20 protein-coding genes, 1 tRNA gene and 1 pseudogene are annotated in these 23333 nt (G+C 57.5%); 7 read left to right on the plus strand and 15 right to left on the minus strand.

Annotation, left to right across the window (positions count from 1 at the left end; genetic code table 11):
* Positions 1-30: 30 nt before the first annotated feature.
* From ychF to OSH04_RS06945, 9 genes are all read right to left on the minus strand, one after another.
* Complete coding sequence (gene ychF / locus OSH04_RS06905) at positions 31-1122, minus strand: redox-regulated ATPase YchF (protein ID WP_026485056.1); 1092 nt, start codon at positions 1120-1122, stop codon at positions 31-33.
* 131 nt (positions 1123-1253) lie between these two features.
* Positions 1254-2075, minus strand: a complete 822-nt coding sequence (locus tag OSH04_RS06910) for a CPBP family glutamic-type intramembrane protease (protein ID WP_266108157.1) — start codon at positions 2073-2075, stop codon at positions 1254-1256.
* 3 nt (positions 2076-2078) lie between these two features.
* A complete protein-coding gene (pth, locus tag OSH04_RS06915) occupies positions 2079-2675 on the minus strand; it encodes an aminoacyl-tRNA hydrolase (protein WP_009461083.1) in 597 nt (198 codons plus the stop codon).
* Between the two features lie 128 nt (positions 2676-2803).
* A complete protein-coding gene (locus OSH04_RS06920) occupies positions 2804-3403 on the minus strand; it encodes a 50S ribosomal protein L25/general stress protein Ctc (protein WP_035271240.1) in 600 nt (199 codons plus the stop codon).
* 96 nt (positions 3404-3499) lie between these two features.
* Positions 3500-4450, minus strand: a complete 951-nt coding sequence (locus OSH04_RS06925; RefSeq protein WP_009461085.1) for a ribose-phosphate pyrophosphokinase — start codon at positions 4448-4450, stop codon at positions 3500-3502.
* 104 nt (positions 4451-4554) lie between these two features.
* Positions 4555-4631 (minus strand) — tRNA-Gln (locus OSH04_RS06930).
* Positions 4632-4636: 5 nt separating this feature from the next.
* The gene (ispE, locus tag OSH04_RS06935) at positions 4637-5575 is read right to left on the minus strand and encodes a 4-(cytidine 5'-diphospho)-2-C-methyl-D-erythritol kinase (RefSeq protein ID WP_266108158.1); all 939 of its coding nucleotides are present in this window, start codon (positions 5573-5575) and stop codon (positions 4637-4639) included.
* A 21-nt stretch (positions 5576-5596) separates the two neighbouring features.
* The gene (locus tag OSH04_RS06940; protein ID WP_266108159.1) at positions 5597-6193 is read right to left on the minus strand and encodes an outer membrane lipoprotein LolB; all 597 of its coding nucleotides are present in this window, start codon (positions 6191-6193) and stop codon (positions 5597-5599) included.
* Entirely contained in the window at positions 6190-7935 is a 1746-nt protein-coding gene (locus OSH04_RS06945; RefSeq protein WP_266108160.1) for a tetratricopeptide repeat protein, read from the minus strand. Before OSH04_RS06945 ends, OSH04_RS06940 begins: the two co-directional genes overlap by 4 nt.
* 122 nt (positions 7936-8057) lie before the next feature.
* Between OSH04_RS06945 and mutM the strand changes: the two genes are divergently transcribed.
* The 6 genes from mutM (at position 8058) to fahA (ending at position 14543) form a co-directional block, all read left to right on the plus strand.
* Positions 8058-8885 (plus strand): bifunctional DNA-formamidopyrimidine glycosylase/DNA-(apurinic or apyrimidinic site) lyase, encoded by an 828-nt coding sequence (gene mutM / locus OSH04_RS06950; RefSeq protein ID WP_266108161.1) that lies wholly within the window; start codon positions 8058-8060, stop codon positions 8883-8885.
* A 164-nt stretch (positions 8886-9049) separates the two neighbouring features.
* Positions 9050-10006: an MBL fold metallo-hydrolase gene (locus OSH04_RS06955; RefSeq protein ID WP_009461090.1), complete on the plus strand. Its 957-nt coding sequence runs from the start codon at positions 9050-9052 to the stop codon at positions 10004-10006.
* Between the two features lie 24 nt (positions 10007-10030).
* The gene (locus OSH04_RS06960) at positions 10031-11704 is read left to right on the plus strand and encodes an FAD-dependent oxidoreductase (protein ID WP_266108162.1); all 1674 of its coding nucleotides are present in this window, start codon (positions 10031-10033) and stop codon (positions 11702-11704) included.
* Entirely contained in the window at positions 11692-11901 is a 210-nt protein-coding gene (locus tag OSH04_RS06965) for a DUF2783 domain-containing protein (protein WP_009461092.1), read from the plus strand. The genes OSH04_RS06960 and OSH04_RS06965 overlap by 13 nt, the downstream gene beginning before the upstream one ends.
* Positions 11902-11916: 15 nt before the next feature.
* On the plus strand, positions 11917-13221 hold the full coding sequence (gene hmgA, locus OSH04_RS06970) for a homogentisate 1,2-dioxygenase (RefSeq protein ID WP_266108163.1): 1305 nt from the start codon (positions 11917-11919) through the stop codon (positions 13219-13221).
* The gene (gene fahA, locus OSH04_RS06975) at positions 13218-14543 is read left to right on the plus strand and encodes a fumarylacetoacetase (protein ID WP_009461093.1); all 1326 of its coding nucleotides are present in this window, start codon (positions 13218-13220) and stop codon (positions 14541-14543) included. The genes hmgA and fahA overlap by 4 nt, the downstream gene beginning before the upstream one ends.
* 136 nt (positions 14544-14679) lie before the next feature.
* Here the strand turns inward: fahA and OSH04_RS06980 are convergent, their stop codons facing one another.
* Positions 14680-15366 (minus strand): phosphatase PAP2 family protein, encoded by a 687-nt coding sequence (locus tag OSH04_RS06980; RefSeq protein WP_266108164.1) that lies wholly within the window; start codon positions 15364-15366, stop codon positions 14680-14682.
* A 21-nt stretch (positions 15367-15387) separates the two neighbouring features.
* Complete coding sequence (locus tag OSH04_RS06985) at positions 15388-16803, minus strand: FAD-binding oxidoreductase (RefSeq protein WP_266108165.1); 1416 nt, start codon at positions 16801-16803, stop codon at positions 15388-15390.
* A 129-nt stretch (positions 16804-16932) separates the two neighbouring features.
* Here OSH04_RS06985 and OSH04_RS06990 point away from each other — a divergent pair, with 129 nt between their 5' ends.
* On the plus strand, positions 16933-18321 hold the full coding sequence (locus OSH04_RS06990) for a phosphomannomutase/phosphoglucomutase (RefSeq protein ID WP_266108166.1): 1389 nt from the start codon (positions 16933-16935) through the stop codon (positions 18319-18321).
* Positions 18322-18621: 300 nt separating this feature from the next.
* Here the strand turns inward: OSH04_RS06990 and OSH04_RS19695 are convergent, their stop codons facing one another.
* The 4 genes and pseudogenes from OSH04_RS19695 to OSH04_RS07005 all read right to left on the minus strand — a co-directional run bounded on the left by OSH04_RS19695 (position 18622) and on the right by OSH04_RS07005 (position 23312).
* On the minus strand, positions 18622-19737 hold the full coding sequence (locus OSH04_RS19695) for a glycosyltransferase family 4 protein (protein ID WP_031232434.1): 1116 nt from the start codon (positions 19735-19737) through the stop codon (positions 18622-18624).
* A 207-nt stretch (positions 19738-19944) separates the two neighbouring features.
* Positions 19945-21015: pseudogene (locus OSH04_RS19700) on the minus strand (glycosyltransferase family 4 protein); the annotation flags it as partial.
* On the minus strand, positions 21012-22139 hold the full coding sequence (locus tag OSH04_RS07000; RefSeq protein ID WP_266108168.1) for a glycosyltransferase family 4 protein: 1128 nt from the start codon (positions 22137-22139) through the stop codon (positions 21012-21014). The pseudogene OSH04_RS19700 and the gene OSH04_RS07000, both read right to left, overlap by 4 nt.
* 63 nt (positions 22140-22202) lie before the next feature.
* On the minus strand, positions 22203-23312 hold the full coding sequence (locus OSH04_RS07005; protein WP_009461099.1) for a glycosyltransferase family 4 protein: 1110 nt from the start codon (positions 23310-23312) through the stop codon (positions 22203-22205).
* Positions 23313-23333: the final 21 nt, after the last annotated feature.

The raw sequence follows: 23333 nt of genomic DNA on the forward strand, positions 1-23333 counted from the left end.
ACTCTGCACGTCAAAAGACGCTCTAGGGTATTAGACGTTGAACAAGAAGTTCAGCACGTCACCATCTTTCACGACATATTCCTTACCTTCAGCGCGCATCTTGCCGGCTTCCTTGGCGCCTTGTTCGCCCTTGCAGGCTACGAAGTCATCAAACGCGATGGTCTGTGCACGGATGAAGCCGCGCTCAAAGTCGGTGTGGATCACGCCTGCAGCTTGAGGGGCGGTATCGCCCACGCGGATGGTCCAGGCGCGGACTTCTTTAACACCTGCAGTGAAGTAAGTTTGCAGGCCCAGCAGGCTGTAGGCAGCGCGGATAACGCGGTTCAGGCCAGGCTCTTCCATGCCCAGATCAGACAGGAATTCGAGCTTGTCTGCATCATCCAGCTCAGCGATTTCGGCTTCTACAGCAGCACAGACAGCCACAACAGGAGCACCATCGGCAGCAGCGTAGTTCTGCACAGCTTCCAGGTGTGGGTTGTTGGTGAAGCCGTCTTCTTTCACGTTGGCCACGTACATGGTGGGCTTGGCAGTGATGAAACCGTAGGATTTGATCTGGTGCAGCTCTTCAGCATCCAGTTTCAACGAACGCACGGACTTGCCTTCGCCCAGTGCTTTCTCGATACGCTCCAGCAGAGCTACCAGCTTGGCAGCGTCTTTATCGCCCGAGCGAGCCAGTTTCTGGTTACGGTGCACGGCTTTTTCAACCACGCCCAGGTCGGCCAGCGCCAGCTCGGTGTTGATGATTTCAATGTCAGCCAAGGGGTCAACCTTACCGGCAACGTGAATGACGTTGTCATCGGCAAAGCAGCGCACCACGTGCACGGTGGCATCGGTTTCACGGATGTTGGCCAGGAACTGGTTACCTAGGCCTTCGCCTTTGGAAGCACCGGCGACCAGACCAGCGATGTCCACAAATTCCACCACGGCAGGCAAAATGCGCTCGGGGTTCACGATCTTGGCCAGATCTTGCAAACGCTGGTCAGGAACTTCGACCACACCGACGTTCGGTTCGATGGTGCAGAAGGGGTAGTTTTCAGCCGCAATGCCGGCTTTGGTCAGAGCGTTGAACAGAGTGGATTTACCAACGTTGGGCAAGCCAACGATGCCGCATTGCAGTGCCATGAGTATCCTGAAAATCAAAGAGTTATATAAACGATGCGCTATTGTAGCGCCCTTGGGCGCTACAGAGCCTGCAGACAGATCAGAACAGTCGTGCCGGGGACACAGGATAGCGCCTTGAGACGCGGGCTTGTCTAGACTGGAATGCCGTCAAACAGCTTGAGCAAGCCAATAATCAGCAAGACCGGGCCACCATTGAAGATGGCATGCAGCACGATCGATGCACCAATGCCTCGACGCACTCGCAGCCAGGCCAGTACCAACCCTGTCAAACATTGGGGCAGCACCAGCATGGGCAGCAAATACCAGCTCATACTGTTGAGCTGGAAGTTATACAAATGCAGCGCTCCAAAAGCCAGCGTTGCACCATAAAACACCCAGGGAAAGAAACGCCAATAGCGTCGCATGGATGAAAAGCGCCATGCCCTTCCCTGCAAGGCACCCACCAGCTTGCGCCACCAGCTACTGCCTGCGGGCAAGGCTTGGCGTGGCATGCCGGTATAACGGCTGATCCAGATTGCCAGGCACAAGACCAGCAAGCCTTGTATCAACCACCAGCCTGGTCCCTGAAACATCAGGAACGCCGCCAGCGGAACAACCGTCAGCCATTGTGACGGCCGTCTCAGCACGAAACGAAAGACCAGCTCTTCCACAATGGGTGCCCAGATAATGGCTTGCACCCAAGGAATACGCGTCGGGTCCAGGCGATGCTGCGCACCGCCCACACCTGCTACCGAGACAGCAATCGGGCCCAGTACCAGCGCATTGATCAGCCACAGCATGCCCGCCCACTGCAGCAGACGCTTCCAGGGCAAGGGAGCAAACCAATCCAGATACCAGCCGTCACCCTGGACTCTGCCAGGCAAACGCCGGGCGCTACGAGGGTGACGCAGAAAATAAAAGAAATCTTTAAGCTCGTCCCGGAAACGCATCTGGCTGCTTGGCGCTGGCTTCATGCGTCAAGCCTTCTGGGGCGCGTAAAGCTGACGGGTCGCCTGCTCAAAGTCGCCACGCAGCAAAGCAGGCATCATGACGCGGCAACGGTTCATGCCGTCTTCAATCTCGCGCAGCTCTTCATTGCGAGGGGTATGCAGTACAAAGTTCACCACTTGCTGGGCCAGGCCCAAGGTGCGAGGGTGACCAATGCCCAGGCGCAAGCGCCAGAAATCCGGTGTCCCAAAGGCGGACTGGATGTCGCGCAGGCCGTTATGCCCGGCGTGCCCACCGCCTTTTTTCATCTTCACCTGACCGGGCAGCAAATCCAGTTCGTCATGCAGGACCAGCACCTGTTCGGGCTTGAGCTTGTAGAAACGCATCAAGGCACCGGCGGCTTGCCCGGACTTGTTCATGAAGGTAATGGGTTTGGCGATGATGACGTTTTCACCTTCAAAACGCGCTTTGGCCACCCAGGAGAAAAAGGATTTTTCCAGGTTGAACGTTGCATGCAGATCATCAGCCAACTGGTCTGCCAACCAAAAGCCCGCATTGTGACGGGTGGTTTCGTACTCAGGGCCAGGATTACCCAGGCCAACAATCAAACGGATAGGCTCAGACATGAATGTTTTCGCAGAAAGCGCCTGCTCCGGCAAAGGCGCAGGCACAAATAACAAACCCCCGCCAGCATACGCTGACAGGGGTTGATTCGCCAAGCTGCGAGCCGACCGAAGCCGGCTGGCAATCTTGATTACTCGGCGCTTTCTTCTGTTGCTTCCGAAGCAGCAGCACCACCGCCAACTGGCAAAGCAGCAGCCAGCAGAGGGTTGGCTTCGTTACCAGCGTAAGTAACACCACGTGGCAGCTTGATGCTGTCCAGGTGCACGTTGGCGTTGGCAGTCATGCCGCTCAGGTCCACAGTGATGGACGCTGGCAGGTTAGCTGGCAAGCAGGTGATTTCCAGATCGGTCAGGATGTGGCTGATAACTTGGCTGCTCAGCTTGACGGCTGGGGACACGTCGCCACCTTCAAAGTTCAGAGGAACTTTGGTGGTGATGGCTTGCGAAGCCAGAACGCGTTGGAAATCAACGTGCAGAACTTGCTGCTTGTAAGGGTGCCACTGAACCGAGCGCAACAGCACTTTTTCAGCTTTACCGTCCAGTTCCATCGTCAGGATGGAAGCGTGGAAGGCTTCTTTGCGCAGGTTGTGGTAGGTCTCGTTGTGATCCAGAGCGATCACGACGGGTTGTTCGTCGCCACCGTAAACGATAGCGGGAACCTGGCCAGCGCGACGCAGGCGGCGGCTCGCACCCGTACCCTGTACATCACGCGAAGTAGCGGTGAATTTCATGTAGAACTCCAATTGCAGAACGCTTAATACGTACTGCGGAAAGTGGTAGCGAACTACCAAGTTGACGTGCGCCGCGACCAGCGCACGCTAAAAAACTTAATCAGTGAACAAGGAGCTGACGGACTCGGCGTTGGAGATACGCAAGATGGTCTCGCCCAACAGTGCTGCACAGGACAGCTGGCGAATCTTGCTGCATTCACGTGCCTTGGCGGACAAAGGAATGGTGTCCGTTACAACCAGCTCGTTCAATTGGGACTGCGTAATACGTTCGATAGCTTCGCCCGAGAGCACAGGGTGCGTACAGTAGGCGTAAACCGCCTTGGCACCGCGCTCTTTCAGAGCTTCAGCCGCTTTGCACAGCGTACCGGCCGTATCCACCATATCGTCCATCAGGATGCAGGTGCGTCCATTGACATCACCAATGATGTTCATGACTTCGGAGACGTTGGCACGTGGGCGACGCTTGTCGATAATAGCCAGGTCCACTTCCAGTTGCTTGGCCAGTGCACGTGCGCGCACCACACCGCCGATGTCAGGCGAGACAACCACCATATCCTGGTAATTACAGCGCCAGATATCGCCCAGCAAAATGGGGGAAGCGTAGATATTGTCGACAGGGATATCGAAGAAACCCTGGATTTGGTCAGCGTGCAGATCCATCATCATGACGCGATCGACACCGACCACTTGCAACATATTGGCCACGACTTTGGCAGAGATCGACACACGCGCCGAACGGGGGCGTCGATCCTGGCGGGCGTAACCAAAGTAAGGGATGGCGGCGGTGATGCGACCGGCCGAAGCACGGCGCAAGGCATCGACCATCACCATGATTTCCATCAGATTGTCGTTGGTGGGAGCACAGGTGGGCTGCAGAACGAAAACATCGCGACCGCGCACGTTCTCGTTGATTTCAACCATGGCTTCCCCATCAGAGAAGCGACCCACCGTCATTTTCCCCAGCGACATATCAAGGTGGTTGACGACATCGACAGCAAGGCGAGGATTAGCCGTGCCGGTGAAGATCATGAATCGGTCTTGTGCCATGATGGGAGATAGATTTTGATGCAGGAAAAGCAAAGCTGTTGATCGAAACCCCTACAAGGAAACGACTCAACAGCTTTACATTATCGCAGGCTAGGCCTGAAAGGTGGCTGGGGAAGAAGGATTCGAACCTTCGCATGCTGGAATCAAAATCCAGTGCCTTAACCAGCTTGGCGATTCCCCAAATACTTACTTAATCCAGTCGCGTAGCGGATGATCTTGCAAACCTGAACAAACCCAAGTTTGTTCGACCAGCAATTTACCACTATTTGATTCTTCGCTACCAGAAAAATCTATTTTACTGCTATTTTGGTCAATTTCAAACTGACCTGTCTTGGCGCTTTGTTCGTCTCTGCACTCAACAAACAAACAAGAACCTGAGCCCGTCATTCTAGCATTCAATTTTAATCTTTGCAAGCCCTGTTTTAAATTTCTTAAATCAGGATAAAGACTGAATGCTACTGACTCCAGATTGTTTCTGCCAAAATAAGGATTGTCGCCCTTGGCTTGCCAGAATTTTTCTTGCCAATCAGTAAAGAACGTCATTGTGATGGGTTTTTCATCACGTGTCAAGCATTCGGAGGTAAATATTTCCCCCGTGGATATAAATTGCGGCGGACGGATGATGATGTAGTGTCGTGGCGGCATTTGAATGGCCTGCAACTGCTCGCCTATCCCTTGCGCAAATGCGGCCTGTCCGAATACAAAAACCGGTACATCAGCACCCAGGGGCAAGCCAATATCCATCAAGGCCTGACGGCTCAGGCCCAGGTTCCATAAACGATTCAGGGCAATCAAGGTGGTGGCCGCATCGCTGGAGCCGCCGCCCATCCCCGCTCCCGAAGGAATATTCTTAATACAAGAGATGTCTACGCCTTGCCGAGCGCCGGTCGCTTGTTGCAGGGCACGAGCCGCTTTGATCACCAGATCCTGCTCAGGCTCCACATCGCTCAAGGTACTGTGTGCCCGATGGATCTGCCCATCGCTACGTGGTACGAAGCTCAGGTAATCATTCAGGTCCACAAAACGAAAAGCAGTTTGCAAGAAATGGTAGCCGTCCTCACGACGACCCGTGACGTGCAAAAACAGATTGATCTTGGCCGGAGCCGGGACGTTGTAGAGCGCCATTACACAAACCTGCTCGGGGCTTTACTGATCCACGACCAAGCGCACGCTGATGGAGCGGTTGGCTTCATGACGATTCAATTGCAGCAGGCGTGGGCCTTGTTCGTCGTAACGCGAGAGCGTCACACGCCAGCCGGACTGCTCGAAACTGTTTAGCTTTTGCTGATCATCCCGGCGTTCGCTTTGAACGGGGGCACTACCCGTGCGGCCATGCAGCCAGTCACGCAAGCCTGCAACAGGAACAGGACTGCCCAAGACCTGTTCAACCAGGGCATCGGGATGGGAGGCCATTTCCTGACTACCGTCTGTGCGTTCCAGAATGGCGCGCCCCGGTAACACCCAGACTCGCGCCAAGGTATTACCCAAAGGATTGCTCAAATCCAGCATCAGCTTTTGGCCGTCGTCGCGCCAGGAAAAGCCCCCCTGCACGGCTTCGACCTGCGAGCTGGAATGAGTCACGCTCAGCGCAAAACGGCCTGAACGAGACAAGGCGCTTGCCTCTTGCGACGCATCCGTAACGCTGCCAAGGTCAGATTTGGGCGGTGTCGCACAAGCACTGAGCAAAGCAACCAGGGCCAAAGCCCCTGCTCGGGTCCAAGCCCGCTGTTTCAAGGTACTCACGGCAGCGGTACTCCCAGACGCTTGATGGTTTCTGTCAGAGTTCGGTTTTCGGGGTCTTTGCTCAAGCCAGCCCGAAAGACCAGCATGGCATCATCACGACGGCCTTTGACCCACAGCACTTCACCCAAGTGGGCGGCAACGTCCGCTTCAGGCAGGCGCTCGTAGGAACGCTGCAAGTATTCCAGCGCGGCTTGCAGATCGCCAACACGGAACAGATACCAGCCTACGCTATCCAGAATATAAGGATTGTCCGGCTCCAGCTCCATGGCGCGTTCCAGCAAATCCTGGGCCTCGTCCAGACGGCGATTCTGATCCGCATAGGTGTAGCCCAAGGCGTTATACGCATTGGCATGGTCCGGGCGCAGCTCAATAACACGACGCATCAAGGTTTCAAACTTGTCGTGCTTGGCGCGCTGCTCGTACAACATGGCCAGGTTGTATTTGATCTCGGCACTATCGGGCAACTCACGGTCCGCCCGCTCCAGCACTTCCAGAGCCTGGTCGGTACGACCGCTGTCTTGGTAGATAGAAGAATACGTCAAAGCCACAACGACCTGCTCGCTCATGTCGCGTGGCCGGGAGTTTTCAAGGGTACGACGTGCTTGCGGCAGATTGCCTTGGCGGGCTTGCAGGACGGCTTTATGAATCTGGGCCTGGAAACGCAGCGCGGGCTCTTCAATCAAGTCCAGCTGGCGAATGGCTTCGTTCATATCGCCCTGAGCTTCAGCAATTTGCACCAAGGACAAGCGGGCTTCAGAAATACTGGCCAAAGCCGTATTGACGGCGTCGTTCAAGGACTGGCGGCGCTGCTGCTGGACCGCAATGTATTGCTCCAGCAATTTACGGGCCTGGTCAAACTCCTGGGCACGAATATGAATTTCGGCCTGGGTGTAGAGCAGATCAAAATCTTCAGGATTGGCGCGTTGCAAGGCGCTGACGATGGACTGGGCTTCGTCGAACTGCTGGCGCTCTACCAGCCGGTTGGCCAGCAGCAGTTGCAACTTGCGGCTATCCGGATTGGCTCGCACAAAGGTACGTGCACTTTGCAAGGCAGCCGAAGGATCAATCTTGATACCGTATTCCAGCACGCGCTGCGCGGCGGCTTCGGAATGCGGGTCCAGCTTCAGGGCTTCCCGTGCTTCGCGCTCGGCCCGGCTCATGTCCCCAGCACTCCAGGCGGTATCCGCCAAGGCCAGACGGGCAATGGCCAAGGAGCGCACGGGTTGCTGCAAGGCCTTGTCCAGCACTTCCAGCGCCAAACGGCGATCCACCATCTTGCTGACCATGCTCATGGCTTGGACCACGGCCTGCTCTTTATCCTGGGCGCGAGAGATACGCAGCCACAAGGCATCGGCCAAGCCTTCGGTCTGACCGCTGGAGGCTTCCAGGGCCAGAGCCGTTGCTTTAGCTTCGGGATCATTCGGGGCCAGCAAGGCCCATTCTTTAGCGGCACGCAGCGCACGACCCAAATCACGGTCGGCCATGGCGTATTGAAAGGCGTTTTGAGCCAGGCGAGGATCGCTGGTGTCACGCGCCAAAGACAGGAAAGTCTGGCTGGCAACGTCGTATTCACCACGCGAAGCAGCCACTTCGGCAACCAGAATGCGATACAGAATGTCCGAAGTCAGGCTGACCAAAGGCAATTGCCCGCTGCGCAAACGAATCTTGTCAGCAGGCGGCTCCGCCTTGAGTATGGGAAGTGAGGGTTGGGCTTGCACCGAAACCGCTGCAAGCAACGACATCAGGCCCAGCTTTAGTGCTAAGGTCAGAGCATTCATCCAGAAAAACCCGTGCCCTGATACGCGCGACAAAACGCCCGATGGCACAATAAAGGAATCAGATTTGTTGATGGTATCACCCCCCCATGCCTGAACTGCCAGAAGTTGAAACAACTCGTCGCGGAATTGCGACGGTTATCCAGGGAAAAAATGTCCGACAATTCCTGGTTCACGAGCCCCGTCTGCGCTGGCCCGTGCCTGCCTCTTTGCCGCAATGGATTGAAGGCCAGGTCGTCCAGAATTGCACGCGTCGAGGCAAATACTTGTTGTTGCATTTTGAACAAGGCGTCCAGATCATCCATTTAGGAATGTCCGGCTCCCTGCGTCGTGTGGATCTGGATGAAGAACGCCGCAAGCATGATCATGCGGAATGGATCTTTGATGAGGCCCGCTTCCTGCTGCACGACCCACGACGATTTGGTGCGATATTATGGCACGCCCATAGGGACGGCCCTCTGGAAAACCACCTTTTACTACGTACTTTAGGCGTAGAGCCTTTCGATCCCCTGTTCACCCCCGAGTATCTGCACCGGCATCTGCAAGGGCGGCGCGTCGCCATCAAACAGGCCCTGCTGGGCGGCAAGATTGTGGTGGGAGTAGGCAATATCTACGCGTCCGAATCCTTGTTCCTGGCCGGTATTCACCCCGAACTGCCCGCCGGTGAAGTTTCCTTGCATCGCTGCGAAAAACTGCACTCGGCCATCTTGAGCACCTTGCAATCCGCCCTGGACTCCGGGGGCAGCACCTTGCGCGATTACGTCAATGCCAGTGGTGAACCGGGCGCTTACTTCGACATTCACGCCAATGTATATGAGCGTGCCGGCAAACCCTGCCCACGCTGCCAACAACCTATCAAACGGATAGTCCAAGGCCAACGCGCGACCTATTACTGCTCGCGCTGCCAGCGCCGCTAAACCCTCCCCCTTTTTTCTGACAGCGTCTGATGCCGGTTCCGGCAGGCAGGCGCTCGTCTGCTTTTTTTCCAACTAAGCCTACCCTATTCAGGTATTCACCTATATCTAACTGATTCACCATAAACTAATCTGACACCATCCCTATCGACTGTGGAGTCATTTTCATGAGCAAGTCCTTCGCCTCGCATAACGACCTGGAAGACAAAGTCGTTGCCTTTGAAAAACTGTCCGACAACGCCTACGCCTACACGGCTGAAGGTGATCCCAACACGGGCATCATCATTGGTGACGAGGCCATTATGGTGATCGACACCCAGGCCACGCCGGTCATGGCTGAAGACGTGATTCGCCGCATCCGCGAAGTCAGCGACAAACCGATCAAGTATGTCTTGCTGTCGCACTACCACGCCGTGCGCGTGCTGGGTGCCTCGGCCTACAACGCCCAGGAAATCCTGGCCAGCCGCGACACCTACGACCTGATCGTGGAACGTGGCGAGCAAGACAAGGCCAGCGAAATCGGCCGCTTTCCCCGCCTGTTCCGCAACGCCGAATCCATTCCTCCCGGCCTGACCTGGCCCACCATGACCTTTGAAGGTCATATGACGGTGGACCTGGGCAATCTGGAAGTACACCTGATGCAAGTGGGTCGTGGCCACACCAAGGGCGACACCATCGCCTGGCTACCCAAGCAGAAAATCCTGTTCGCCGGTGACCTGGTGGAATACCAATCCACCCCGTACGCAGGCGACTGCTACTTTCGCGAATGGCCACGCACACTGGACCGTCTGGGAGACTTCAAAGCTGAACAAATGGTTCCTGGCCGTGGCCCGGCACTGAAAAACGCCACCGAAGTGCGTCAGGCCCTGGCTGGCACACGCGCGTTTCTGACCGACCTGTACTCCAGCGTGCAGCAAGGCGCAGCCGCCGGTAAAGATCTGAAGACCATTTACCGCGAAACCTACGATTTCATGAAGCCTCGCTACGCAGACTGGGTCATTTTTGATCACTGCATGCCCTTTGACGTGTCCCGTGCCTACGACGAAGTCAACGGACACGAAGACCCACGCATCTGGACCGCCGAACGCGATCTGGAGATGTGGAAACAGCTCGAAGGTCAGTAAGACGCAAGGCCAGGGAGAAAGAAAATGGGAGACATTAATTACCAGACCCTGGAGCTGACGCAAGCGCCCCCACCGGCTACCCATGCCCGCCACCCCGTTGTGGTGGTGGGTGCCGGCCCGGTGGGGCTGACCATGGCCCTGGATCTGGCGGCCAAAGGCCACCGGGTCGTGATTCTGGACGACGACACCACGCTGTCCAAAGGGTCACGGGCCATTTGCTTTGCCAAACGCACCCTGGATATCTGGGATCGATTGGGCGTGGGCTCGCGCATGATGGACAAAGGCGTGTCCTGGAATGTGGGCAAGGTTTTTTTCCGCAATCAGGAAGTCTGGAGCTTCAATTTGCGGCCCGAAGAAGGCCACCAGCGCCCCGCCTTTATCAATTTGCAGCAGTATTACTGCGAAGGTTATCTCTACGAAGCAGTCTGCGCTCAGCCCCTGATCGAACTGCGTTCCGGCCATAAAGTGCTGAACGTGGTGAATCAGGCAGAAGGCGTGCATCTGGACGTAGAAACGCAGCAAGGCAATTACACCCTGGAAGCAGAATGGCTGCTGGCCTGCGACGGCTCGCGCTCGGCCATTCGCCGTGCCTTGGGTGAAAGCAGCAGCGGACGCGTATTCAAGGACCGTTTCCTGATTGCAGACGTACGCATGCAAGCCGACTTCCCCGCCGAGCGCTGGTTCTGGTTTGACCCGCCCTTCCACCCCAATCAATCTGTCTTGTTGCACAGCCAGCCGGACAACGTCTGGCGTATCGACTTCCAATTAGGCTGGGATGCCGACCCGGTTGAAGCCGTCAAACCAGAAAACGTGCTGCCCCGCATTCGTGCCCTCCTGGGTGCCGACGCCCCCTTTGAGCTGGAATGGGTCAGCATTTACACCTTTGCCTGCGAGCGCATGGAGCGCTTTCGCCATGGCCGTATTCTGTTTGCCGGAGACTCGGCCCACCGTGTCTCGCCTTTTGGCGCACGCGGCGCCAACAGCGGTATCCAGGACGCCGACAACCTGGCCTGGAAGCTGAATCTGGTTCTGAATGCCCAGGCTCCCGACAGCCTGCTGGACAGCTACAGCCATGAACGTGAATTGGCTGCAGACGAGAACATTCGCCATTCCAGCCGCTCAACAGATTTCATTACGCCTAAAAGCGAAGTCAGCCGCCTGTTCCGTGATGCGGCCCTGATTCTGGCGCGTCGCCACGCCTTTGCCCGTGTACTGGTCAATAGCGGCCGCCTGTCCTTGCCCAGCGCCTACCCAGACAGCCCCTTGAATACGGCTGACACACACGAGTTCTCCGCCACGGCCACACCGCTAGGAGCCTGCGTCCCCGATGCACCTATAGAACAAAACGGTCAGCAAGGCTGGTGGCTGGGTCAATTGGGCAGCGGCTTCACCCTGCTGGAATTTGGCGAAGGCCAGGCCAGCCAGTCTGAAGTGGTAGACGAACTGGTCGCCCAAGGTCTCTTGACCCGCCTGCGTGTCTGGCCCGCTGGCACCAGCGCTACCCAGGCCCAGGGCGGCATCATCGACAGCCAGGATATGCTGCGTCAGCGTTACGACGCCCAACCCGGTTCCTGCTATCTGATTCGCCCCGATCAACACCTGTGCGCCCGCTGGCGTCATCTGGATGGGCAAACTGTCCAGGCTGCCTTGCACAAAGCCTGTGGCCATTTCCTGGAGAGTGCTTCATGTCTACACTGAATACCGATACCCCCCTGGAACGGGCTGACGATTTCTACCAAATGTTGATCGATGCCCACCAAGGCCTGAGCACAGCACAAAGTCATGCCATGAATGCCGCTTTGGTGCTGTTGCTGTGCAATCATGTCGGCTCGCTGGATGTGATCAAGCAAGCCTTGGACGCCGCCCGCCAGACCTGCCTGGAGCAGGCTGCCTGAATCTGGAGACCCCTAATGAGCTCTTTGAATTATCAGATTGGTTTTGGTAACGCTTTTGCCACCGAGGCTCTGCCCGGTGCGCTGCCACTGGGACGCAACTCGCCGCAGCGCTGCCCTTACGGGCTGTATGCCGAGCAGTTGTCCGGCACGGCCTTTACCGCGCCACGCGCCGATAACCGCCGCTCCTGGCTGTACCGCATTCGCCCCAGCGCCAAGCAAGGAGCATTTACGGCATTTGAAGGCGCTCCCCACTGGAACGAAGACTTTGGACAAGGCCCGGCCAACCCCAATCGCCTGCGCTGGAGCCCGCTGAATCTGCCCAGCAAGCCGACCGATTTTCTGGCTGGTGTCCATACCTGGGCAGGCAATGGCAGCAGCGACTCGCAAAGCGGCGTTGCCATCCATCTGTACGCCATCAACAAGTCCATGGGGCGGCGCGTGTTCTACAACGCCGACGCCGAAATGATGTTCGTGCCTGAACAAGGCCGCCTGCGTCTGGTCAGCGAATTGGGCATCATGGAAATCGAGCCTTGCGAGATTGCCGTCATGCCGCGTGGCGTGCGCTTCAAGGTAGAGTTGCTGGACGATGTGGCCCGTGGTTACTTGCTGGAAAACTTCGGCGCCCCTCTGCGTTTGCCCGAACTGGGTCCAATCGGCTCTAACGGCCTGGCCAATGCCCGTGACTTCAAAACGCCGGTAGCCTGGTACGAAGATGTCAGCGAGCCTCATGAGTTGGTCACCAAATTCACAGGCGGCTTCTGGGTTGCGCAACTGACGCACTCGCCGCTGGACGTCGTGGCCTGGCATGGCACGCACGCCCCCTACAAATACGATTTACGCGACTTCAATGTGATCGGCTCGATCAGCTACGATCACCCCGATCCCTGCATTTTCAGTGTATTGACCTCGCCCTCCGACACCCCCGGCACGGCCAACCTGGACTTTGCGATTTTCCCGCCACGCATTCTGGCCATGGAAAACACCTTCCGCCCACCGTGGTTCCACCGTAACTTCGCCAGCGAATTCATGGGCCTGATCCAGGGTGTGTACGATGCCAAGGCCGATGGCTTTGCTCCCGGCGGCTCCAGCCTGCACAATTGCATGAGCCCGCATGGCCCCGATGCCAACACCTTTGACAAGGCCAGCAGTGCGGACTTGAGCAAGGCAGACTATCTGCGCGGTACCATGGCCTTTATGTTCGAGACCCGCAAAGTCATCCGCCCCTCGCAACAGGCCTTGCAAAGCGGCAGCCTGCAAGCCAATTACGATGCCGTCTGGGACGGACTGGAAAAACACTTCTCTACGGAACAAAAGGCATGACCCGACCTTATCTGAATGACACTCACGACCCCAAGCTGCAAAGCTGGGTGCCCGGCGCCAACGAGGCCGATAACGGTTTCCCCATCCAGAACCTGCCCTTTGCCGTGGCCCGTCGCCGTGACAGTCAGGAAGACTTCCGCGTCATGGTGGCTATCGGCCCTTACGCGCTGGACCTGGGCCTGCTGGCCTGCGATACCCCTTGGCACGGCAAAGCCGCCGACGCCCTGGCCGCTTGCGTCAAACCTGCACTGAACGGCCTGATGGCCTTGGGCCAGGAATACTGGAGCGCGCTGCGTGCCGCCTTGTCACATGACTTGCGCCAAGGCTCCTCAGCCGAGTCACGCCTGCGCCCCATGCTGATCGAGCGCAGCAAGCTGGAATACGCCCTGCCCGCCCAAATTGGGGACTACACCGACTTCTATATTTCCGTGCACCACGCAACGGCGGTAGGCAAACAGTTCCGCCCTGATGCGCCCTTGCTGCCCAACTACAAGTGGGTACCCATTGGCTACCACGGCCGTGCCTCCAGCATCGGTGTGTCCGGCCAGCAATTCCCACGACCCGTCGGCCAGACCCGCCCACCCGAAGGGCAGGAGCAGCCCAATTTTGGTCCCTGCCAGCGCCTGGACTTCGAACTGGAAATGGGCATTCTGATTGGCAAAGGCAACGAAGCCGGTCGCCGTATCCCTATCGCTCAGGCAGACGAGCACGTTTTTGGCCTGTGCCTGTTCAATGACTGGTCGGCGCGCGATCTGCAAGCCTGGGAATACCAGCCTCTGGGCCCCTTCCTGGCCAAGAACTTTGCCTCGACGATCTCTCCCTGGGTAGTGACGCTGGAAGCCCTGGCTCCCTTCCGTCGCCCCTTCAGCCGCCCCGAGTCTGATCCCCAGCCCCTGCCTTATTTGCAGGATCAGACCAACCAGGAAAGTGGCGTTCTGGACGTGGAACTGGAGGTGTACCTGAGCACCGAGCAGTCTCGCCAGCAAAAGAAAGACCCCGCTTTGCTCTCGCGCAGCAACTTCAAGGAAGCGTATTGGACGGTGGCTCAACTGGTCGCCCATCACAGCGTCAACGGCTGCAATCTGCAAACTGGAGACCTGCTGGGCACCGGCACCTTGTCCGGCCCGGCCAAGGGTCAGGAAGGCTCCTTGCTGGAAATGAACCAGGGCGGCAAAAACCCCATCGACCTGCCTTGGGGCGAACAGCGTAAATTCCTGGAAGATCAGGACGAGATCATTTTGAAAGGCCTGTGCCGTCAAGATGGCTACCCGACCCTGTCTTTTGGTGAATGTGCCGGTCGAGTATTGCCTGCCGTGCCTTAAATTCAAGACACCTTTGTAAACGACACCCCGCAGCCGGTATCTGGCTTCGGGGTGTTTTTACGTAAAGCTTTATCGAAACAGGCTCGCAAAAACAAAAAAGGGACTTGAAGTCCCCTTTCTGCAAACTCGGAGAGCCCTAGGCAGGCAGTTGCTTATGTCTGGCCCAAGACCAGAGGATATAAAACAGAACGCAGCCATACAGCCCCAGCACAGCGCCTGAAGCCAGCACCTGGCTAAGAAAATGGTAGCCCTGCATGATGCGTAGAAAGCCGAACAACAAACCGGCGCTGATACCCAGCACAAAGCCCCCGGCGGCCAGTTTGCGGCAGCCTGTCATGACGCCCACAAAGAACAGGGACAGGAGCACAAAGCCGGATGCGGCATGAGCACTGGGCAAGGCATTGCCTGCCTCAGCCCAGGAATGCGCCCAGAAGTAGGTGGGCATGAATTCTATACCGCCAAACATGGCCAGATTAAAGGGTCTTGGCATGGCGGTCAGATGTTTCAGTACGCCTACCATTAACGGGCCACTACCCATGAAGAAAGCCGCCCCCGCCCAAGCCAGTTGGCGGCGGGAACCCTTGGGCTGCCGCCAGGCCACGATCGTCCATACCACTGCGCCGCCAAAGGGAACGAACCACACCAGCCTGCGCCCGAACAAATCGACAAAAGGCTGCAATCGCCAGGAAAAGTCCTGGACTTGTGGGTCATAGAAATAGGCACTGAGTGACAGGTCCGTTGCTGAACCCATCGTCACTGCCGCAACGATTCCCAAAACAGTAAAAAAAACGGCACTGGCAACGATATAAGGACGAAAAAACATCTACACACCAAGTAGCTTCAATCAGTCGGGCAATACTTTACCGGGGTTCATGATCCCCAAAGGATCCAGCGCCGTCTTGATCTGCTTCATCAAGGCCAGGGAAACCGGGTCTTTATAACGGGGCAGCAGTTGGCGCTTGAGCTGGCCTACGCCATGTTCGGCACTGATGGAGCCATGGAAACGGTGCACGCTGTCATGGACCAGCGCATAGATCTCGTCCTGACGCTTCAGCAGCTCTTCCTCCGTGAAGGCCGTGCCGCGCGCAACGTTGTAGTGCAGGTTGCCATCACCCAAATGCCCGAATGTCACGTTTTCCAGACCCGGGAAGGCTTCTTGCAAAGCCTTGTCCGTCTCGTGCACGAATTGGGACATCACGGACACAGGGATGGACACATCATGCTTGATGCTTTTCCCATAGGCTTTCTCTGCCAGTGGAATGCTTTCACGCAAATGCCAGAGCGCCTTGCTTTGTGCGATGGTCTCGGCGATAACGGCGTCTTGCACCAGATCTTGCTCCAGAGCCTGGCCGATCACGCTTTCAAAACGCTCGCGGGCATGCTCCAGGCTTTCGCTATCAGACAGCTCCAGCAAGGCATACCAGGCTGCTTTTTCAGCCGGGCCCTGGAAAGGCATACGTTGATCGGGATAGCAATGCAGCACGGCTTGCAGACAATTGCCTGCAATCAGCTCAAAGCCGGTCAAGGACGCCGCCAGCCCCTGGCGCGCCAATGCCAGCACCTGAACGGCATCTTCAATCGTATTCAATGCCAGCAAGGCGGTGCACGCTGCTACAGGCTGGGGATAGAGCTTGATGGTCGCGGCGGTGATGATACCCAGGGTGCCTTCGCTACCAATAAACAGGTTGCGCAGGTCGTAACCGGTATTGTCTTTGCGCAGCCCAAGCAGCCCATGCAGAATTTCACCTTGGGCAGTCACCACTTCCAATCCCAGGGTCAGGTCACGAGCATTGCCGTAACGCAAAACCTGCGTACCGCCTGCATTGGTGGCCAGATTGCCGCCAATCGTGCAGCTGCCTTCTGCGGCCAGACTTAAGGGGAACAGACGCTGATGATCGCGGGCGGCCTGCTGCACATTTTGCAAAATGCAGCCTGCTTCCACCACCATGGTGTCGTTGTCGGTATCCACGCTGCGAATCTTGTTCAGGCGCTCCAAAGACAGCACCAGCGCAGTGGCGCTGTTGTCCGGCGTTGCGCCCCCGCACAAACCGGTATTGCCGCCTTGAGGGACAATAGGCACGCGATACTCGGCACATAGACGCACGACCTGGGCCACTTCTTCCGTCGTTGCAGGCCGGGCCACCGCCAAGGCAGTACCGGTATAGCGTCCACGCCAATCCTCCAGGTACTGCTGCATGGATTGTCCTGTCAGCACATGTTGCTGACCAATACGCTGTTCAAGTTCGTTCAGAAAAGTCATGACCCAAGCCACTCAAGAAAAACAATCAGGCGCTCTTGCTGTCGCGCTACAGCTCTTAATGGTAACTCACGAAAGCCGGTGGCATTCGCGCTAAACTTCTTTCTTTGTGTATTCGTTCAGGACGCGACAGTGACCCACATTCCCGCTCTACCGACCGCTGTATTCAAAGCCTACGATATTCGGGGCACCGTTCCCGAGCAACTGAATCCCGACTTCGCCTACCAATTAGGTCTGGCCCTGGCGGCCTTGGCCCGTGAACAAAGCGTGCAAACCCTGGTAGTGGGTTACGACGGCCGCCACAGCAGCCCTGCTCTGTCTCGTGCCCTGCAACAAGGGATCCAGGCAGGCGGAATCGACACAGTCGATCTGGGTATGGTTCCTACTCCCGTCGTCTATTTTGCGGCCAATGTACTGGAAACCGGCTCGGGCGTAGCCATCACAGGTAGCCATAATCCGTCCAACTACAACGGCTTCAAGATGATGATGGCCGGCAAGACCTTGCACGGCCAGGATATCCAGGGCCTGATGATACGCATGCAAGCCGGTATTGAGCCTGCGGCTCAAGCAGGCACCGGCGAGAAAAAGGACTTGCTGGACCAGTACGTCAGCACCATCGCCGAACGTGTCAAACTGGCCCGTCCCATGAAAATTGCCCTGGACTGCGGCAACGGCGTGGGTGGCGTCGTGGCTGCTCGCCTGTTCAAGGCCCTGGGTTGCGAAGTGGACATGCTGTTTGAGGATGTAGACGGCAGCTTCCCCAATCACCACCCGGACCCGGCCGAGCCGCACAACCTGCAAGACCTGATCGCCCATGTTCAAAACACGGACTGCGAAGTGGGTCTGGCCTTTGACGGCGATGCCGACCGCCTGGGTGTGGTGACTCGAACGGGTCAGATCATCTGGCCTGATCGTCAGTTGATTCTGTACGCGCGCGATATTTTGCAGCGCGAACCTGGCTCCACGATTATTTTTGACGTGAAATGCAGCCGCCACGTCGCCCTGGAAATTGCCAAGGCCGGGGGTGAGCCCTTGATGTGGCAAACCGGCCATTCGCTGATCAAGGCCAAACTGGCCGAAACGGGTGCCCCTTTAGCTGGCGAAATGAGCGGCCACGTATTCTTCAAGGAAGGCTGGTACGGCTTTGACGATGGCCTGTACACCGGCGCACGTCTGCTGGCGATCCTTTCTCGCGGTGACAACCCTACGGCAGAGCTGGAAGCCTTGCCGCAAGACCTGTCTACACCGGAACTGAAACTGCCTTTGGCCGAGGGCGAGCCCCATGCCTTGATTGCCCGCCTGCAAAAAGATGGCCGCTTCCCCAGCTCCAATCAGCTCAACACGATTGATGGTGTGCGTGCCGAGTATCCGGATGGCTTCGGTCTGGCTCGTGCCTCCAACACCACGCCTGTGATTGTGCTGCGTTTTGAGGCCCAGTCCCAAGAGGCGCTGGATCGGATTCAGGGGGAATTCCGTGCTGCACTGTTGGCTTTGAAGCCTGATGCTGCTTTGCCTTTCTAAGGCGGTGGAGGTTCGCCAATACCAGATCCCTGCTCGCTGGTCTCTAGTCTCTAGTCTCTAGTCTCTAGTCTCTAGTCTCTAGTCTCTAGTCTCCAGCGCAGTATAAAAATGCCTCCACGCGGCAACTTTGGCTTGCTGTCCCCCAAGGGGGCACTTTTTACCGGGACGACTAGCCTTGGGGCAGCACTGCGATAAAAAAAGAGCTGCACTGCCTCTGAAACCTTGGATTCAACCCTAAGTCACAGCAAGCAGTTCAGCCCGTTTTTTATGCCTTGGCCCAAGCCCCAGGCAGTCAAAGCCTTAACGGCTCAAATACTGATACAGATCCAGATGAGCCTCGCTGATGCGGCCTATATCAAAAGCCTCTTCAGCCAGACGGCGGCTTTCCGCCCCCATGGCTTGCCGCTTGGCCGTATCTTCACCCAAGTCCATCACAGCCGCCGCCAATGCCTGCGCATTACGCACTGGCACCAGCACACCGGTCACGCCAGGTTCGATGGCATCACGGCAACCGGGTACATCCGTTGTAACCACCGCGCGCCCGCAGGCTGCGGCTTCTACCAAGGACTTAGGCAGGCCCTCACGGTAGGACGGCAGCACGGCAATGTGTGATTGAGCGTAAAGCTGCGCAATATCGCTACGTTCGCCCAGACACTCCACCACGCCCTGCTTTTGCCAGCTCTGCCACTCCTGATCGCTGATACTGGCCGGATTACCGGGGTCGGGACTGCCAGCCAGTACCCATTTAACCGGGCTACCTTGAGCAGCGCTGATGCGTGCAGCTTCAACAAACTCACGCACACCTTTATCTACCAACAGGCGCGATACCATCAGGGCAACGGGCGGGCCTTCGGGCTCTGGCAAAGCCTGAAACTGATTCAAGTCCACGCCTGAGCCACGAATCAGGACGCACTGATCGCGTTTGACAACACGGTCTTCCAGCAAGACATCACGGTCATTGCTGTTCTGGAAAATCACGCGGCTATTCGGATGTCCCAAGGCAATGCGGTAAAGCTGCAGGGCAATCCAGCGCACCGGATCAAAGGACTTGTCGCGCTTGGTAAATACATAGCCCAGCCCGGATACAGCGGCCAGAAAACCAGGCACGCCGGCCAGTCGCGCTGCAATCCCTCCATACAGAACCGGCTTGATGGTGACCGCATGCACCAGCTCCGGACGCTCACGGCGAAACAAGCGCCATAAAGCCCAAATGGTGTGCAGCTCTTGCAAGGGGTTGGTCCCGCTGCGTGTCATGGGCAAAGCATGGTGATGCAGGCCGTGACGCTCGATCTCGGCAACCGCCGGGCCGTCCATGGTGGCGACATGCACGTCATAACCCTCACGTTGAGCGGCTTGCGCCAAAGGCAAACGATGTGACAGGAAAAAAGCGGGGTTATTGACCACGAACATCAGCATGCTCGTTTTCTTGCTGGTTTCGTCCGTCAAGGCACTCAAGGCCTGACGGCTGCGCTTGCGCTTGGGGGGATACTGCGCCGTCAAGGTCTTCCAGGCCTGCGTGTAATTCTTGACCATGCCTTCCAGGGAGAACAGGCGGGCAACCCGTTCACGCGCATGCTCATGACGAGCCTGCCAGGAAGGTGCACCCAGTTCATCAACCGCGCTATTGATCGCGCCTGCCAAGGCTTCAGCATTGCTGGGGGGTACAATCCAGCCCTCATTACCGACGATCAAGGCAGCATCACCCACATCGGTGACCACATTGGACACCCCCGCAGCCATTGCTTCGCAGACCACGTTGGGAAAACCTTCTGCCGAGCTGGACAAGACATGCACGTCCAGCGCATTCATCAGGCGAGGGACATCGCTGCGTCGTCCCATCAGGATGACGCTCTCGCGCAACTGATGCTGATCCAGCAAGCGCATCAAGGTTTCGTTATTGCTGTCCATGCCGTCGCCAATCAAAAGGCAACGCAAGCCCGGATGACGGTGCAGGCTGCGAGCTAAGGCGGCCAGCAGATTGGGATGATCTTTAAGCGGATTCCAGCGGGCCACACTGCCAATGACAGGCGTATCCAGTGACAGGCCCAATTCTTCGCGCACTTCTTCACGTGCCTGCGGGTCAGGGTGCCAACGGCTTAGATCGTAGCCATTGGGAATCACTTTCATGATGTCCGCACGATAACCCCACTGCTTGTGACGTCGGGCGGCATTTTCTGCGCAGGACACAATCAAATTGGGAATAAAGCGTGACAGGCGGGCGCACAGCCAGGCCACCATACGAGCTTTCGGGCTGCCTTGATACAGATTCGCGCCGGAGTTACGAATACCCCAGGACACAGCCGGAATGCCGACCAGTCGCGCTGCGGCACCACCGATCAGATCGGAGTGATACATCCAGGTCTGCACCACATCGGGCTGCAAATCGCGCAGCAAGCGCGTCAGCGATCGCAGACCTTTCAAAAAGCCCAGCGGCGAGTGCATGTGCAGGCAGTACAAAGGAACGCCTGCAGCCCGCAATTGCGGCCCAAAAACGTCTTCCTCGCCCAGAGAAATCACAATATGTTCGGTATCTTGACCGGGTGCCGTCACCAAGCGGAACAAGACGGTTTCTGCCCCACCCTGCCCCAGTCCCGCAATAATATGCACGACTCGCAAAGGCGGCGTTACTTTCTCCAGCTTGTCATCCACGGCGTCTGTTTCCTGATTCAACGACCTTGGCTGCATTGCACTCATGCTTTGGCTCCCTCTTCGATACCGCCACGGGCGGCCTGAAAGACCTGGTCCCAGTTAAGCAAAACCTGCTCTAGTTCATAACGCTGACGCACCGCTGCAGCGGCACGACGGCCCAAGACGCCCCGAAAGACGCCATCCCCCATCAGCTCGGCCAGGGCGGCAGTCAAGGCACCTTCATCCCCTACCGGCACCAGCAGGGCATCCTTGCCATCGGAACTGATTTCGCGCGGGCCGCTGGGGCAATCAACCGTCACGGCGGGCAGGCCCATGGCCATGGCTTCCAGCAACACGTTCGGAAAGCCCTCTACTTCCGAAGTCATGACAAAGGCATGGGAGCGCGCCATTTCCTGCCAGGGCTCAGCGGTCTTGCCGGCCAGTTCGATACGATCGCCCGCGCCGGACATGGCAATCTGCTGCACCAATTGGGCTCGCTGCGGGCCATCACCCCAGATTTTCAATTTCCATTCCGGATGCTCGGCGGCCAGGCCTGCAAATACGCGGATCAAGACATCAAAACGTTTGGAGGGCACCAGACGCCCCATGGCCATCAAGGTGCAGTGACGGTTCTCCTCCACCCGCACCTCGCGCTGCACGGCATTCAAGGCCTGCGGCAAGGGGTTGGGAACCACCATGACCTGCTTCATGCCCGGCACCATGGCCTGGAACGCCGCCACACTGGCTCGGGTTTGCACAGTCACTACCTGCGCCTTGGGGTACAGACGGCGGCGCAGGCTTTGCAGCAGCTTGCCTGCGCTGCTGCTAAAGGCCGGGTTGGTGCGTTCACCCACCACAATAGGGACGCCCATGCCGCCCAGCCCCAGCAACACATTGATATTCACATTGGTCAGAAAAGACACGATGACATCAGGCTGTTTTTCATGCACCAGCTTGCGCATGGCGTGCAGCTTGGCCAAGGGTTTGGGCAACCAGCTACCGCGCATGCGATGGGCCAGCCACACCAGTTCCACCTTGGAGTCAATAGGGTAAAAGGCGCTGCCTCCTCCACTATAAGTAGGCACCAGGGTGACCTGATCGCCCCGCAAACCCCAGGCATTGGCCAGGGTGGAAGCGACGCGCTCGGCGCCGCCTGCGTTCAGGGAGCTGACGAAAAACAGAATATTCACTGGGCCTCCGTGGGCTCATCGACCGGGTAGCTTGGGCCTGCTGGCACTAGGCAAAGCGCCATTTTAAGGCCGACGCAAGCACTGTTCCAACACTTGCTGCCATAGCGCCAGAACTCGGGCCGAGGAAAAACGATCGCGCACATCCGTGGCGCGGCGCGCCAATCGCTGACGCTTGTCGTCGTTGGACATCAGGTCGGATAAATGGGCTGCCAGGGCTTCCACGTCTTCAATCGGGCGTACCAAGACGCCGTCAATATTGGCACGGATAATCTCGCGCGGGCCGGTATCGCAATCAAAGGCAACCGCGGTCAAACCGCTGGCCATGGCTTCCAGCAGGCTGTTGGACAAGCCTTCCATGCGGGAGCTGAGTACATACAGATCAGACTGCTCGTACCAGTCCGCCATATTGCCGACGCGGCCGGGAAGCTGAATCCGCTCTTGCAGCTCCAACTCTTCAATTCGTGCTTCCAGAGGAGCACGCTGCTCGCCTTCGCCCAGAATCACCAAGTCCCAGTCCGGGAAATAGTTGGACAACATGGCAAAGGATTCGATCAGGGTGTCAAACCCTTTAACCGGGTGCAGTCGCCCCACAGCCAGCAAACGTTTGCGGCCTTCTGGCAGTTCGGGCACCGGCACGACAGGCTCGGCACTATCCATAGGCCAGCGTACGGCATTAGGAATTACCTGAACCTGGCTGCCGGGCACATGCTCGCGCAACCAGTCTGCAGTACCAGCAGTCAGCGCGATCACGGCATGAGCTTGCGGATAGGTACGCAAACGGGCTTTTTGCCAGAAAGAGGACAAGGATTGGGAGGGCGGATGCGTATGCTCGGTAGCAATCACCTTGCAGGGCAAGCCTTTGGCGGCAGAAATGGCCAGTACCGAGGAAGTGGTCATCATGCCCAGAACCACATCGGGTTTGGTCTTGCGTATCAGGGATCGCACCCGGCTCACGCGCCGCCAGTTCTTCCACAAGGCATCCAGGCGGCCACGACTGCTGCCTGCCGTTCCCAGCACGTGGCGCTCTACGCCCTCTGCTACGGTATACGCGTCTTTGTCACGGCCGGCCTGCGTCACCAGAGACACTCGATAGCCGCGCGCCACCCAGGCTGCGCTTAAATCGACGGCGACACGTTCTGCCCCGCCCCCACCCAAAGAGTGGATAAGCAGCATGATATGAGGGCGAACTCCCGA

This window comes from Alcaligenes nematophilus, assembly GCF_026344155.1.
Lineage (GTDB): Bacteria > Pseudomonadota > Gammaproteobacteria > Burkholderiales > Burkholderiaceae_B > Alcaligenes > Alcaligenes phenolicus.

Bases quoted from the DNA above. Each gene is read 5' to 3' on its own strand.
- hmgA (WP_266108163.1), top strand. From the start codon at position 11,917: ATGAGCTCTTTGAATTATCAGATTGGTTTTGGTAACGCTTTTGCCACC.
- OSH04_RS07005 (WP_009461099.1), bottom strand. From the start codon at position 23,312: ATGCTGCTTATCCACTCTTTGGGTGGGGGCGGGGCAGAACGTGTCGCC.
- OSH04_RS19695 (WP_031232434.1), bottom strand. From the start codon at position 19,737: ATGCTGATGTTCGTGGTCAATAACCCCGCTTTTTTCCTGTCACATCGT.
- OSH04_RS06965 (WP_009461092.1), top strand. From the start codon at position 11,692: ATGTCTACACTGAATACCGATACCCCCCTGGAACGGGCTGACGATTTC.
- mutM (WP_266108161.1), top strand. From the start codon at position 8,058: ATGCCTGAACTGCCAGAAGTTGAAACAACTCGTCGCGGAATTGCGACG.
- OSH04_RS06985 (WP_266108165.1), bottom strand. From the start codon at position 16,803: ATGACTTTTCTGAACGAACTTGAACAGCGTATTGGTCAGCAACATGTG.
- OSH04_RS06955 (WP_009461090.1), top strand. From the start codon at position 9,050: ATGAGCAAGTCCTTCGCCTCGCATAACGACCTGGAAGACAAAGTCGTT.
- OSH04_RS06945 (WP_266108160.1), bottom strand. From the start codon at position 7,935: ATGTCGTTGCTTGCAGCGGTTTCGGTGCAAGCCCAACCCTCACTTCCC.
- ispE (WP_266108158.1), bottom strand. From the start codon at position 5,575: ATGGCGCTCTACAACGTCCCGGCTCCGGCCAAGATCAATCTGTTTTTG.
- fahA (WP_009461093.1), top strand. From the start codon at position 13,218: ATGACCCGACCTTATCTGAATGACACTCACGACCCCAAGCTGCAAAGC.
- OSH04_RS06960 (WP_266108162.1), top strand. From the start codon at position 10,031: ATGGGAGACATTAATTACCAGACCCTGGAGCTGACGCAAGCGCCCCCA.
- pth (WP_009461083.1), bottom strand. From the start codon at position 2,675: ATGTCTGAGCCTATCCGTTTGATTGTTGGCCTGGGTAATCCTGGCCCT.
- OSH04_RS06925 (WP_009461085.1), bottom strand. From the start codon at position 4,450: ATGGCACAAGACCGATTCATGATCTTCACCGGCACGGCTAATCCTCGC.
- OSH04_RS06910 (WP_266108157.1), bottom strand. From the start codon at position 2,075: ATGAAGCCAGCGCCAAGCAGCCAGATGCGTTTCCGGGACGAGCTTAAA.
- OSH04_RS06980 (WP_266108164.1), bottom strand. From the start codon at position 15,366: ATGTTTTTTCGTCCTTATATCGTTGCCAGTGCCGTTTTTTTTACTGTT.
- ychF (WP_026485056.1), bottom strand. From the start codon at position 1,122: ATGGCACTGCAATGCGGCATCGTTGGCTTGCCCAACGTTGGTAAATCC.
- OSH04_RS06920 (WP_035271240.1), bottom strand. From the start codon at position 3,403: ATGAAATTCACCGCTACTTCGCGTGATGTACAGGGTACGGGTGCGAGC.